The following is a 13,525-nucleotide window of genomic DNA, read 5'->3' on the forward strand; positions in this document are numbered from 1 at the left end:
GCCGCCCAAATATGGATCACTCGCACCGCCCCGGTGCGCCCTTACCCTTCGACGTCCGCGACCGCCATCGCCCCGGCGCCGTCCTCCACGGAGGGGGTGAAGTCCCCGGCCGCGATCCGCAGCGGCCGCAGCACGTCGAACAGGCCGCGACAGCCCTCCTCGTCGTAGCCGCTGAGGCCGAAGTCCATGGCGACCAGCTCGCGGGTGGACTCCTCGACCACCCGGCGCCCCTGGTCGGTGATGGCCGCGAGCACCCCGCGCCCGTCCAGCGGGTTGGGGCGGCGGACCACCAGGCCGGACTTCTCCAGCCGGTCGACGGTGTTGGTGACGCTGGTGGGGTGCACCATCAGCCGCTCGCCGATCTTCGACAGCGGCAGTTCCCCGTGCTGGCTGAAGGTCAGCAGCACCAGTGCCTCGTACCGGGCGAAGGTCAGCCCGTAGGGCTTGACCACCGCGTCGACCTGCGCCAGCAGGATCTGCTGGGCGCGCATGATCGAGGTGATCGCCACCATGGACGGGACGGAGCCCCAGCGACGGGTCCACAGCTCGTCGGCGCGCGCGATCGGATCGAAGGAGAGGCTCAGCGGCTTGGGCACGCGTATTACCGTACCGGGCGACCGCACCGCGGACCGGCGAGGGTCAAAAGATGGGACGGCCGGCGAACGGGAGGGTCAGGCCGCGGCCGGGGCGGGGCCGAAGCCCTGGACTTCCTCCCTGGCCAGGAGCCGCTCGGCGTAGAAACCGCCGAAGGGGAGCACCGAGAGGGCCATCACCCAGACCGCTCGCCAGAAGCTCCAGCGCTGCTGCCACCAGGCCAGCAGCGCGAAGATCACATAGAAGGTGAAGAGGATGCCGTGCACCATCCCGAGCACCGGCACGGCATTGAAACTGGTCGTGGACTTCAGCACGACGCAGATCAGCAGCAGGACGAAGGAGAGCCCCTCGGGGAACGAGATCAGCCGAAGACGGTGGACGGCGTTGTTCTTCACTGGGCTGTCTCTCCCTGCACATGCGAACCGGAACCCGACCAGTATCACCCCTGGCCGGCGGCGGCGGTCGGGGGCGGGTCGGAAGGCCGCCCGCTATCCTCTCGATTTCAAGGGAATTCCAACCTTCCGGGGGCCAGGCAGATGAAGTGGGACTGGGATCGGCGCACCTGCTCGCGCCGCGGGCACGTCACCTACGCGCCGACCGACCCGCACCTGCGGGAGCGGCTGCACGCCGAGACCGCGCTCGGTCCCGCCTGGCGCTGCCTGCGCTGCGGCGACTTCGCCCTGGGTGAGCCGGGCGGCAGCGGCCCGGTGGGGGACGCCCCGGCCGTGCCGCGCGGCAAGGCGCTGCGGGACCGGTTCATCCTGCGGCTGCTGGCCGTCGAGCGCCTGGTCCGGGGGCTGGCGATCGTGCTGATCGCCTACGCGGTCTGGCGGTTCAGCAACAGTCAGACCGCGGTCCAGCAGCTCTTCAACACCGACCTCGGCCTGCTCCGGCCGATCGCCGTGCACTTCCACTACGACCTGGACAACTCCCCCATAGTCGGGACGATCCAGAAGACCTTCCAGTACCACCGCTCGACGCTGCTGATCACCGCCGCCGCCATGCTGGCCTACGCGCTGATAGAGATCGTCGAGGCCTTCGGACTGTGGGCGGCGAAGCGCTGGGCGGAGTACCTGACGGTGGTGGCGACCGCCGCGTTCCTGCCACTGGAGGTCTACGAGCTGACCGAGAAGGTCAGCGGCCTGAAGATCGGCACGCTGCTCGTCAACCTGCTGGCGGTCGTCTACATCCTGCTCGCCAAGCGGCTGTTCGGACTGCGCGGCGGAGCCGCCGCCTTCGAGCGGGAGCGCGAGGGCGCCTCGCTGCTGGAACTGCAGTACTCGGCCGGCGAGGGCGCGAAGCAGGGCACGGAACAGCCGGCGGAGCAGGCTCCGAGCGGGAAATAAAGTACAAGATTCAACAAGTGCAGGTATCATGAACCCATGACAACCAGCCCTTCAGTCGTTCCCGACGACGCCGCCGCGGAACCCGACGGGAGCCAGGACGCCCCCTGGCTCTCCGACGACGAGCAGCGGCTCTGGCGGGCCCATCTGGAGGTCAGCCGGCTGCTGATGTACCAACTGGAGCGCGAGCTCCAGCCGTGGGGACTGTCCACCAACGACTACACCATCCTGGTCGAGCTCTCGGAGAGCCCCAAGCGCCGGATGCGGATGACCGACCTGGCGACCGCCACGCTCCAGTCCAAGAGCCGGCTCTCGCACCAGATCACCCGGATGGAGGCGGCCGGGCTGGTCGTCCGCGAGGACTGCGCCGGCGACCGCCGCGGCCTCTACGCGGTCCTGACCGAGCAGGGCTGGGAGGTCATGAGCAGGCTCGCCCCGGTGCATGTGCGCAGCGTCCGCGAGCACTTCATCGACCGGCTGGACGCCGACCAGGTCGCCTCGATGTACGAGGCGCTGGCCCCCATCGCCGAGCACCTGCGCGAGCTGCGCGGACGCCCCTGAACCGCGACTACCGCTCGATCAGGCCGGCGACCAGCGTGTCGGCGGCGGTGTAGGGGTCGAGCTCGCCGGCCGCGACCCGGCCCGCCAGGCCGTCCAGGTGCTGGTCCCCGCGCAGGTCGCCGAAGCGCTGCCGGAGCGCGGTGACCGCGATCGTCTCGATCTCCTGGGCCGCCCGCCGCCGCCGACGGACCGTCAGCTCGTCGTGCTCGCCCAGCCAGGCCCGGTGCTTCTCCAGCGCCTCGACCAGCTCGTCCACGCCCTCGCCGCGCGCCGCCACGGTCTTCACCACCGACGGACGCCAGGCCCCGGGCGCGCGGGCCTCGCCGAGGCCCAGCATGTGGTTGAGCTCACGCGCGGTCGCGTCCGCGCCGTCCCGGTCGGCCTTGTTGACCACGTAGACGTCGCCGATCTCCAGGATGCCCGCCTTGGCGGCCTGGATGCCGTCGCCCATCCCCGGGGCCAGCAGCACCACGGTGGTGTCGGCCTGAGCCGCGATCTCCACCTCGGACTGGCCGACCCCGACCGTCTCCACCAGCACCACGTCGCAGCCGGCCGCGTCCAGCACCCGGATCGCCTGCGGCGCGGCCCAGGCCAGGCCGCCGAGGTGGCCCCGGGTCGCCATCGAGCGGATGAAGACCTCGGGGTCGGTGGCGTGGTCCTGCATCCGCACCCGGTCGCCGAGCAGCGCGCCGCCGGAGAAGGGCGAGGAGGGGTCCACCGCCAGCACCGCGACCCGCTTGCCGAGCCGCCGGTAGGCGGTGACCAGGGCGGAGGTGGTGGTCGACTTGCCGACGCCCGGTGAGCCGGTGAGGCCGACCACATAGGCGTTGCCGGTCAGCGGGGCCAGTGCGGCCATCACCTCCCGCAGTTGCGGGGAGGCGCTCTCGACCAGCGAGATCAACCGGGCCACGGCCCGTGGCCGGCCCGCTCGCGCCTGCTCGACCAGCGTGGCCACGTCCGACATCGGCGCCTGTCTCCCTGGGGGTGGTGGTGTGTGGATGGTCAGGTGGATGGAGCGGTGGGGTGGGCGGACCCGCACGCCCGCCCACCCCACGTTCGCAGGCCCGGCTCGGGCCGAAGGACTGCTCGGACCGAAGGACTGCTCAGACCGAAGGGACGCGGACGATCAGCGCGTCGCCCTGGCCGCCGCCACCGCAGAGCGCGGCCGCGCCGGTGCCGCCGCCGCGGCGCTTGAGCTCCAGCGCCAGGGTGAGCACGACCCGGGCGCCGGACATGCCGATCGGGTGGCCCAGCGCGATCGCGCCGCCGTTGACGTTCACCTTCTCCAGCGGGACGCCCAGCTCCTTGACCGACTGGACCGCGACCGCCGCGAAGGCCTCGTTGATCTCGATCAGGTCCAGTTCCTCGACGCCGATGCCCTCCTTGCCGAGGGCGTGCTTGATGGCGTTGGCGGGCTGGGACTGGAGCGAGTTGTCCGGTCCGGCGACATTGCCGTGGGCGCCGATCTCGGCGATCCACTCCAGGCCCAGCTCCTCGGCCTTGGCCTTGCTCATCACCACGACGGCGGCGGCGCCGTCGGAGATCTGCGAGGAGGTGCCGGCCGTGATGGTGCCGTCGCGCTTGAAGGCGGGGCGCAGCCCGGCCAGCGTCTCGATCGTGGTCTCGGCGCGGATGCCCTCGTCCTTGGCGAAGAGCACCGGCTCGCCCTTCCGCTGCGGGATGGCGACCGGGACGATCTCCTCGTCGAAGACGCCGTTCTTCTGCGCGGCGGCGGCCAGCTGGTGCGAGCGGGCGGCGATCGCGTCCTGCTCCTCGCGGCCGATGCCGAGGCGGCCGTTGTGGGTCTCGGTGGACTCGCCCATCGGGATGTTCTCGAAGGCGTCGGTCAGCCCGTCGTAGGCCATCGCGTCGAGCAGCTCGACGGCGCCGTACTTGTAGCCCTCGCGGGACTTGGGCAGCAGGTGCGGCGCATTGGTCATCGACTCCTGGCCGCCGGCCACGATCACGTCGAACTCGCCGGCCCGGATCAGCTGGTCGGCCAGGGCGATGGCGTCCAGCCCCGAGAGGCAGACCTTGTTGATGGTCAGCGCGGGGACGTTCATCGGAATGCCGGCCTTGACGGCGGCCTGGCGGGCCGGAATCTGGCCGGCGCCGGCCTGGAGCACCTGCCCCATGATCACGTACTGGACCTGCTCGCCGGTGATCCCGGCGCGCTCCAGCGCCGCCTTGATCGCGACGCCGCCGAGGTCGGCGCCGGAGAAGCCCTTGAGCGATCCGAGCAGGCGGCCCATGGGGGTACGGGCGCCGGCGACGATCACTGAGGTGGTGGCGTTCTTCGCGGAGTTGCTCATGCTGGTCGAGCCCCTTTGCTGCGACTGGCCTGGGCGCGGCGCTGCCACGGTCACTGCGTTCCAGGAGAGGAGGGTATGGCTTCCATAATGTACTGATGTGTAACGCAGCCGTCACCGGATGAGTGGTGTGATCACGGGCACGGTCGGACCGGGTTTCCGGGAGGGCCCGGGGTGCGGTGCACTGGTAGGCGTCACGTCCGACCCCCCTGCTTCGGAGGCCCCCGTGCTCACCCGCATCGACCACATCGGCATCGCCTGCTTCGACCTGGACAAGACGGTGGAGTTCTACCGGGCCACCTACGGCTTCGAGGTGTTCCACAGCGAGGTCAACGAGGAGCAGGGCGTGCGCGAGGCCATGCTGAAGATCAACGACACCGGCGACGGCGGGGCCTCCTACCTCCAGCTGCTGGAGCCGACCCGGGAGGACTCGGCGGTCGGCAAGTGGCTGGCGAAGAACGGCGAGGGCGTGCACCACATCGCCTTCGGCACCGCGGACGTGGACGGGGACGCGGCGGAGATCCGCGGCAAGGGCGTCCGGGTGCTCTACGAGGAGCCCCGGATCGGCTCGATGGGATCCCGGATCACCTTCCTGCACCCCAAGGACTGCGGCGGGGTGCTGACCGAGCTGGTGACGGCCAAGCCGGGCGAGCACTGAGCCCCCGGCCGAGCCCCCGGCGATCGGCGAAAACCCGTCAGTAACCTGAGCCGACCCCGGCACCCCCCTGCACATCAGCCCCATGACGTGAGAAAATGCGCCAGTGCCGCGGTCCGACGACCGTCGCACCTGCCCGCGTGGCAGGACGGACGGGTACGGCGCTCGGCTTCGCCGCGATCTGTCACCATTGACCGCAGAGCACGACTTCATCATGGAGCTCACTCGGACAGCGGAACGGGATCCACCCGGTTTCCGCCGTCCGGTGGCGACCCGACCAGGAGACGGATGGGACCGCGGCGTGCGGGGCTACGACGGCTACGAGGTTGACGATCACCTCTCCAAGTTCGAGGCCGAGATGGATCGGCTACGAACGGAGCGGGAGAAGGCCGTCACGCATGCCGAAGACCTCGCCTACCAGGTGGAGGTGCTTCGGGCCAAGCTGCACGAGGCTCGTCGGCAGCTTGCGCAGCCGCGCGCCTTCGACTCCGTGGCCGGGCAGGCCGAGCAGATCCTCCGCAACGCCGAGATGCAGGCCGAGCAGCTGCGCGCGGACGCCGAGCGGATGCGGCTCGAAGCCCAGAACGCCACCGCCCGGGTCATGCAGGAGGCCGCCGAGCGCAGCGCCCGGCTCCAGGCCGAGTGGCAGGCCGAGGCCGAGAACCGCCGGCACCGGCTGGAGGCCGAGCTCGCCGAGCTGCGCCGGAACGCCGAACGCCACGTCAACGAGAACGTCAGCTGGGCCGAGCAGGCCCGGGCCGGCACCGAGGAGCAGGCCCGCCGGGTCATCGAGGAGTCCCGGCTGGAGGCCGAGCGGCTGCTCGCCGCCGCCAGGGCCGAGGCCATGGCCGTCTCCGAGCAGGCCACCTCGCAGGTCGCGGCGGACGTCGAGTCCACCCGCGCCGAGGCCGACGAGGTACTGCACCGAGCCCGGACCGAGGCCGAGCGGCTGCTGACCGCCGCCGCCGCGCAGGCCCAGAACGCCGCCGAGAGCGCCCAGGCGGTGAAGCAGTCCGCCGACAGCGAGGCCGGCGAGCAGCTCCTGCACGCCCAGGCCGAGGTCGAGGAGCTGCGCCGGGCCGCCGAGAACGCCAAGGCGGCGGCCGAGCAGGAGTTGGCCGGCCGGATCGCCGAGGCCGACGCCCTGCGCCGGGAGGCCGAGGCGCTGCGGGCCGAGGCCGAGGCCCTGGCCGCCCAGCGGCTGGCCGAGGTCGAGGCCCAGGCCACGCAGCGGCTCACGGAGGCCGAGACCGCCGGCGACCAGCGCACCGCGACGGCCAAGGCCGAGGTCGCCCGGATGGTGGCCGGGGCCACCAAGGAGGCCGAACAGCTCACCACCACCGCCGAGCGGGTCAGGGCGGAGGCCGAGCAACTGCTCGACGATGCCGAGAGCGAGGTCGAGCGGCTGCGGACCGAGGCCGTCGAGGCCGGACGGACCGAGGGCGCCGCCAACGCCACCGCCCACCTCGCCAAGGCCGCCCGCACCGCCGAGGACGTCATCGGCCGGGCCACCGAGGAGGCCGGACAGCTGCGCGCCGCCGCCGCCGAGGAGGCCGAGCGGGTCCGGGCCGAGGCCAGGGCCGAGGTCGAGCGGCTGCGCGCGGAGAGCCGCGCGGCGGCCGAGCGGGCGCAGGGCAGCGCGCTGGACGAGATCCAGGCGCACCAGGACGAAGCGGCCCGGCTGCGGGCCGAGGCCGAGGCACAGCGGGCGGAGGCGGCCCACGAGGCGGAGCGGATCCGGGCCGAGGCCCGCCGCCAGGCCATAACGCAGATCGAGGAGGGCGCCCGCACCGCCGAGGAGCTGCTGGTCCGGGCGAAGGCCGACGCGGACGAACTGCGCGGCGGGGCGGCGGTGGAGCTCGCGAAGCTCCGCGAGCGGGCGACCGAGCAGGCCACCGAGGTCCAGAGCCGGGCCGAGGCGGTACTGGCCCGGGCCCGGGCCGAGGCCGAGCGGCTGCGCAATGAGGCCGACACCGAGCTGAGCGCCGCCCGGCGGCGGCAGGCCGAGGCCGAGTCCGAGCAGCACGAGCGGATCACCCAGGCCGAGCAGGCTTCGGCGCAGGCCGCCGAGCAGGCGGCGGCGGAGCTGCTGGCCCGGGCCGAGGCCGAGGCCACGGCCTTGCGCTCGCAGGCCGAGCTGGAGCGGGACGAGGCGCTGCGCACCGCCGAGCAGGCGGCGACGGCCCGGGTCGAGGAGGCCTCGGCGGCGGCCGCGCAGCTGCTGGAGCAGGCGCGGGCGGACCACGACCGGGCCACGGCCGAGGCGCAGCGGCTGTCCGAGGAGTCCCGGGCGGCCTACGACCGGGCCAACGAGGAGCTGGAGCGCCGGCGCCAGGTGGCCGAGGCGGACGAGGCCGCCGCCGCCGAACTGCGTTCCGCGGCCGAGGCCTTCGCGGCGGAGCTGCGCGAGCGGGTCGCGGCCGAGGTCGCCGCGGAGCGGGCCGAGACCGAGACCGGGCTGGCCCGGCAGCAGGCCGAGGCCCAGGCCGAGCGCACCGCGCTGCTGACGGAGGCCCAGGCCGAGGCCCAGCGGCTGCGTGCCGAGACCGATGCCCGGATCGCCGAGGAGCTGGCCGAGACCGAGCGACTGCGCGCCGAGGGCGAGGCCGAACGCGGCACCCTGCTCGGCGAGGCCAGGACCGAGGCCGAACGGCTCCGCACCGAGACCGCGACCCTGGTCGCCGAGCAGCGGGCGGCGCTGGAGCGGCAGCAGGCCGAGACCCAGGCCGAGCTGGCCCGGCAGCAGGCCGAGACCGAGGCCCGGCGCACCGCGCTGCTGACGGAGGCTCAGGCCGAGGTTCAGCGGCTGCGCGCCGAGACCGACGCCCGGATCGCCGAGGAGCTGGCCGAGACCGAGCGACTGCGCGCCGAGGGCGAGGCCGAACGCGGCACCCTGCTCGGCGAGGCCAGGACCGAGGCCGAACGGCTCCGCGCGGAGACCGGCGCCCGGGTCGCCGAGGAGCTGGCCAAGGCCGAGGGCGACAGCGCCCGGATGCGCGCCGAGGCCGAGCAGGACGCGGCCCAGCTCCGCTCCGAGAGCAAGGCCAAGGCCGCCGAGCACTTCACCGAGCTGGAACGGCAGCGCAACCGGGCCGAGGGCGAGCGCAGCACCCTGCTCGCCGAGGCCCGGGAGGAGGCCGAGCGGCTGCGGACCGAGGCGGAGGCAGCCGCCGCGCAGCTGCACGCCGAGACCGAGGCGGCCGCCGCCGAGCGGCTGGCCGAGCTGGAGCGGCAGCGGGTGCAGGCCGAAGCCGTCGCCGAGGCCGAGCTGGCCGAGGCCCAGCGGCAGCGCGGCGACGCCACCGAGGAGCTGGCCGCCGCCCGCGCCGAGGCCGCCAGGCTCACCGCCGAGGCCGAGCAGGAGGCGTCCCAGGTCCGGGAGTTGGCGACGACCGAGGCCGCCCGGCTGCGCAACGAGGCCGAGGAGTCCGCGATCAGCACGATCGCGGCCGGCGAGGACGAGGCGGCCGAGGTCCGGCAGTCCGTCGCCGGCATGTACGAGGCCGCCGAGCTGCAGACCACCCAGCTGCGGGCCGAGGCCGAGCGGGAGGCCGCCCGGGTCAGGGCCGAGGCCGAGGAGCAGGCCGAGGGCGTGCGCGCCAGCGTCGCGACCGAGGCCGGCCAGGTCAGGGACCTGGCGACGACCGAGGCCGCCCGGCTCCGGGCGGAGGCCGAGCGGACGCTCGCCGCCGCCGAGGCCGAGGCCGCGTCGGTGCTGGCCGCCGCCGAGGCCGAGTCGCTGCGGCTGCGCGAGGAGGCGCAGGCGGTGCGGACCGCCGCGTCGGAGGACGCGGACCGGGTCGCCGCCGAGGCTTCGGCCGCCGCCGACACCCTCCGGGCCGAGGCCGAGACCGAGGCCGACCGGCTGCGCAAGGAGGCCGGCGCGGTCCGGATCGCCGCCGCCGAGCTGGCCGAGCAGATCACCGCCGAGGCCGAGACGGCCGCGCTGGCGACCACCGCGGCCGCCGAGGAGCAGGCCGACGCGATGGTGTCGGCCGCCCGCAAGGAGGCCGAGCGACTGGCCACGGAGGGGGCCAACGAGGGCGCGGCCCTGGTCGAGCAGGCCCGCGCGGACGCCGACGTGATGCTGGTGGAGGCCCGCCGGGACGCCACCGCGATCCGGGAGCGGGCCGAGGAGCTGCGCGAGCGCACCGACGCCGAGGCGCTGGAGCTGCACGAGCGCGCCCGCCGCGAGTCCGCCGAGGCGATGAAGGCGGCCGGCGAAAGGGTCGACAAGCTGGTGGCGTCGGCGACCGAACAGGTCCAGGATGTCCAGCGGGAGGCCGCGGCGGCACTGGCGGACGCCAAGGCGCACGCCGCCAAGCTGGTGGCCAACGCCGAGGAGAAGGCGGCCGGACTGCTGGCCAAGGCCGAACAGGAGGCTGCGGACACGCAGTCGGAAGCTTCGACGGAGGCGAGCCGGGTCCGGATCGCCGCCGTGCGGAAGGCGGAGGGGCTGCTCAAGGAGGCCGAGCAGAGGCTCGCCGACAACACCGCCAAGGGGGACGCGCTGCGGACCGAGGCGGAGGAGCAGCTCCGGACCGCGAAGCAGGAGGCGGAGCAGCTGCGCGCGGCATCCGCCGAGGCGGCGGAGCGCATCCGCAAGGAGGCCGTCCAGGCCGCCGAGGACGAGCTGACCCGGGCCCGCGAGGAAGCGGAGCAGCTCACCGACGAGGCTCTGAACGAGGCTCAGCGGATCACCGACGAGGGTCGCCGCGACCTCGACGAACTGGTGAACCGACGCAAGGACATCAACACCGAGATCGCCCGAGTCCAGGATGTGCTGCAGGCCCTGGAGTCCTTCGAGGCTCCGTCAGGGTCCGCCTCGGGCAAGAACAACGGGGCCAACGGGGGCAACGGCACGGGTCGTACAGGGAGTGGCCGGGGCAGCGCTCCGGCAGGCGTCGGAGCGGGCGCCACCCGGGCGGGTGGCAAACGCGGCGACACGACACCACCCGATTGAGCGGTCATTCTCCACTCTTCATCGGCTTTCGGCGGATGACACTCCGAATCCGTGCCAGGATTCGCCCTATCACCTCACACCTCACCGGGCATACGACAGGAACCGAACCCCATGAGCGATCCACACTCTCCGCACGGCTTCGACACCGTGCGACGTGGGTACGAGCGTGCTCAGGTCGACGAGCGCATCAGCAAGCTGATCGCAGACCGGGACAGCGCCCTCGCCCGCATCACCGCGCTCGAGAAGCGGATCGAGGAGCTGCACCTCGAAACCCAGAACGCGCAGGCCCAGGTCTCCGACACGGAGCCCTCGTACGCCGGCCTCGGCGCCCGGGTCGAGAAGATCCTGCGGCTGGCCGAGGAGGAGGCGAAGGACCTTCGCGAGGAGGCCCGTCGCGCCGCCGAGCAGCACCGCGAGCTGGCCGAGGCCGCCGCGCAGCAGGTCCGCAGCGAGGCCGAGACCTTCGCCAAGGACCGTAAGGCCAAGGCCGAGGACGAGGGCCAGCGCATCGTCGACAAGGCGAAGAGCGACTCGACCCAGCTCCGCGCCGAGGCCACCAAGGACGCGCAGAACAAGCGCGAGGAGGCCGACGCCCTCTTCGAGGAGACCCGCGCCAAGGCCGCCCAGGCCGCCGCGGACTTCGAGACCAACCTGGCGAAGCGCCGCGAGCAGTCCGAGCGCGATCTGGCGGCCCGTCAGGCCAAGGCCGAGAAGCGCCTCGCGGAGATCGAGCACCGGGCGGAGCAGCTGCGCCTGGAGGCCGAGAAGCTCCGTACCGACGCCGAGCGCCGGGCCCGCCAGACGGTCGAGACGGCCCAGCGCCAGTCCGAGGACATCGTCGCGGACGCCAACGCCAAGGCCGACCGGATCCGCAGCGAGTCCGAGCGCGAGCTCGCGGCGCTGACGAACCGTCGGGACAGCATCAACGCCCAGCTGACCAACGTCCGCGAGATGCTGGCCACGCTGACCGGTGCGGCCGTCGCTGCGGCGACCCTGCCGGACGACGACCTGACCCGCGGCGTGCCCGCGCAGCAGTCGCGCTGACGTCTGCCGTTCCTGCCGAAGGCCCCGTGCCCGCCGCCCACCGCGGCGGGGTGCGGGGCCTTCGGCGTTGCCGGGGCTGCCGTGCCGGGTGCGCCTGTCGGGCAACTTCACCCGCTCTGTCCTATTCTGACGCAGAGTGACCAGCGTCCGGGCGAGCAGGGAGCGACGATGATCGAGGTCCACGAGCTGACGAAACGTTACGGCGACCGGCTCGCCGTGGACAGGCTCAGCTTCCAGGTGCCGCAGGGCGTGGTCACCGGCTTCCTGGGTCCCAACGGCGCCGGCAAGTCGACCACCATGCGGATGATGCTCGACCTGGACCGGCCCACCGGCGGCCGGGTGACCATCGACGGCAAGCACTACAGCCAGCTGAGCGAGCCGCTCCGGCACATCGGCGCACTGCTGGAGGCCCGCGCCGTGCACCCCGGCCGGAGCGCCTACAACCACCTGCTCTGGATGGCGCAGAGCAACCGCATCCCGGCCGGCCGGGTGGGCGAGGTGCTGGACCTGGTCGGGCTGCAGGAGGTCGCCAAGCGCCGCTCCGGCGGCTTCTCGCTCGGCATGGGCCAGCGGCTCGGCATCGCCGCCGCGCTGCTGGGCGACCCGCAGATCATGATGTTCGACGAGCCGGTGAACGGGCTCGACCCCGAGGGCATCCTGTGGATCCGCAACCTGATGAAGTCGCTCGCGGACGAGGGCCGCACGGTCTTCGTCTCCTCGCACCTGATGAGCGAGATGGCGCTGACCGCCGACCACCTGATCGTCATCGGGCAGGGCCGGCTGCTGGCCGACCTGACGATGGACCAGTTCATCGACCAGAACTCGCACAGCTTCGTCCGGCTGCGCACCCCGGAGCCGGAGGCGCTGCTGAGCGCGCTGGCCGCGCAGGGCATCAGCGCCGTCCCCGCCCACCACGACAGCGGCCACGCGGGCAGCTACGAGGTGCTGGACGGTGACGCCGCCGCCATCGGCGACCTGGCCCGCGACCAGGGCATCGCGCTGCACGAGCTGAGTCCGCAACGGGCCTCGCTGGAGGAGGCGTTCATCCGGATGACCGCCTCCTCGGTGGAGTACCGCACCGGCGGCGAGCCGCCGGTGCCGAGTGCGATGTCGAACCAGATGCCGACGGCGGCGCCGACCGCGGCGCCGGCCCCGACGGACGCGCCCGTGTGGGGCGCCGGCTGGAAGAAGGAGAGCTGAGATGGCGAACCCCCGAGCGGTCCTGCTCTCCGAGTGGACCAAGGTCAGGACCGTCAGGTCCACGGTGATCACGCTGGCGGTGACCTTCGTGGTCACGGTCGGCCTGTCCGCGGTGATCTGCGCGGTCACCAACAGCAACTGGAAGAACATGTCGCCGAGCGAGCAGGCGACCTTCGACCCGACCAGCACCAGCTTCTCCGGGATCTTCCTGGGCCAGCTGGCGCTGATCGTCTTCGCCGTGCTGGTCGTCGGCAACGAGTACAGCACCGGGATGATCCGGGTGACGCTGTCCGCCGTCCCGCAGCGGCTCACCCTGCTGGCCGCCAAGGCGGCGGCGGTGGTGGTGCTGGTCCTGCCGGTGGCACTGGCCACCAGCTTCGTCAGCTTCCTGCTCGGTCAGGCCCTGCTGGGCAGCCACCGCACCACCCTGGGCAGCCCGCACGTGCTGCGGGCGGTCTTCGGCATGGCCGTCTACATGATACTGATCGCCCTGCTCTCGCTCGGCGTCGGCTTCATCCTGCGCAAGCCGGTGGCCTCGCTCGGCCTGCTGATGCCCTTCTTCTTCCTGATCTCCCCGATCCTCGGCAATGTGCCGAAGATCAAGACGGTGGCCCGCTACTTCCCCGACAAGGCCGGCACCCAGATGGCCTCGGTGGTGGGCAGCAGCGACATCCCCTACGGGCCGCTGGCGGGCTTCTTCATCTGCCTCGCCTGGACGGCGGTCTGCCTGCTCGGCGGCTATCTGCTACTGCACAACCGGGACGCCTGACGCACCGTCGCACTGCTGCACCAACCAGAACGTCTTTCAACCCTCTTACTCTGTACTGGTCTTGTCACAGATGCCAGACACCCCCCA

At 72.8% G+C, this 13,525-nt stretch carries 11 protein-coding genes; 7 read left to right on the forward strand and 4 right to left on the reverse strand.

Features of this window, described 5'->3' with window-relative positions:
• Positions 1 to 41: 41 nt before the first annotated feature.
• A complete protein-coding gene (locus BS75_RS13900; RefSeq protein WP_034088435.1) occupies positions 42 to 596 on the reverse strand; it encodes a MarR family winged helix-turn-helix transcriptional regulator in 555 nt (184 codons plus the stop codon).
• Positions 597 to 671: 75 nt separating this feature from the next.
• Positions 672 to 989, reverse strand: coding sequence for a DUF3817 domain-containing protein (locus BS75_RS13905; protein WP_034088436.1), 318 nt, complete (start codon positions 987 to 989; stop codon positions 672 to 674).
• Between the two features lie 141 nt (positions 990 to 1,130).
• On the opposite strand from BS75_RS13905, the gene BS75_RS13910 reads away from it, so the two are divergent.
• Both BS75_RS13910 and BS75_RS13915 read left to right on the forward strand, forming a co-directional pair.
• Complete coding sequence (locus BS75_RS13910) at positions 1,131 to 1,940, forward strand: DUF2127 domain-containing protein (protein ID WP_034088437.1); 810 nt, start codon at positions 1,131 to 1,133, stop codon at positions 1,938 to 1,940.
• Between the two features lie 36 nt (positions 1,941 to 1,976).
• Positions 1,977 to 2,498, forward strand: a complete 522-nt coding sequence (locus tag BS75_RS13915; RefSeq protein WP_042437206.1) for a MarR family winged helix-turn-helix transcriptional regulator — start codon at positions 1,977 to 1,979, stop codon at positions 2,496 to 2,498.
• 7 nt (positions 2,499 to 2,505) lie between these two features.
• On the opposite strand, the gene meaB is transcribed toward BS75_RS13915, so the two are convergent.
• On the reverse strand, positions 2,506 to 3,462 hold the full coding sequence (gene meaB, locus BS75_RS13920; RefSeq protein WP_034088438.1) for a methylmalonyl Co-A mutase-associated GTPase MeaB: 957 nt from the start codon (positions 3,460 to 3,462) through the stop codon (positions 2,506 to 2,508).
• 139 nt (positions 3,463 to 3,601) lie between these two features.
• Positions 3,602 to 4,810: an acetyl-CoA C-acetyltransferase gene (locus BS75_RS13925; protein WP_081982310.1), complete on the reverse strand. Its 1,209-nt coding sequence runs from the start codon at positions 4,808 to 4,810 to the stop codon at positions 3,602 to 3,604.
• Between the two features lie 223 nt (positions 4,811 to 5,033).
• Here BS75_RS13925 and mce point away from each other — a divergent pair, with 223 nt between their 5' ends.
• From mce to BS75_RS13950, 5 genes are all read left to right on the forward strand, one after another.
• Entirely contained in the window at positions 5,034 to 5,465 is a 432-nt protein-coding gene (gene mce / locus BS75_RS13930) for a methylmalonyl-CoA epimerase (RefSeq protein WP_034088439.1), read from the forward strand.
• A gap of 298 nt (positions 5,466 to 5,763) precedes the next feature.
• Complete coding sequence (locus tag BS75_RS13935) at positions 5,764 to 10,425, forward strand: hypothetical protein (protein WP_034088440.1); 4,662 nt, start codon at positions 5,764 to 5,766, stop codon at positions 10,423 to 10,425.
• A gap of 111 nt (positions 10,426 to 10,536) precedes the next feature.
• The gene (locus BS75_RS13940; RefSeq protein ID WP_034088441.1) at positions 10,537 to 11,469 is read left to right on the forward strand and encodes a coiled-coil domain-containing protein; all 933 of its coding nucleotides are present in this window, start codon (positions 10,537 to 10,539) and stop codon (positions 11,467 to 11,469) included.
• Between the two features lie 168 nt (positions 11,470 to 11,637).
• Complete coding sequence (locus BS75_RS13945) at positions 11,638 to 12,669, forward strand: ABC transporter ATP-binding protein (RefSeq protein ID WP_034088442.1); 1,032 nt, start codon at positions 11,638 to 11,640, stop codon at positions 12,667 to 12,669.
• Between the two features lies 1 nt (position 12,670).
• Complete coding sequence (locus BS75_RS13950) at positions 12,671 to 13,438, forward strand: ABC transporter permease (protein WP_034088443.1); 768 nt, start codon at positions 12,671 to 12,673, stop codon at positions 13,436 to 13,438.
• Positions 13,439 to 13,525 lie beyond the last annotated feature (87 nt).

The sequence above is a fragment of the Streptacidiphilus albus JL83 genome, from assembly GCF_000744705.1.
Lineage (GTDB): Bacteria > Actinomycetota > Actinomycetes > Streptomycetales > Streptomycetaceae > Streptacidiphilus > Streptacidiphilus albus.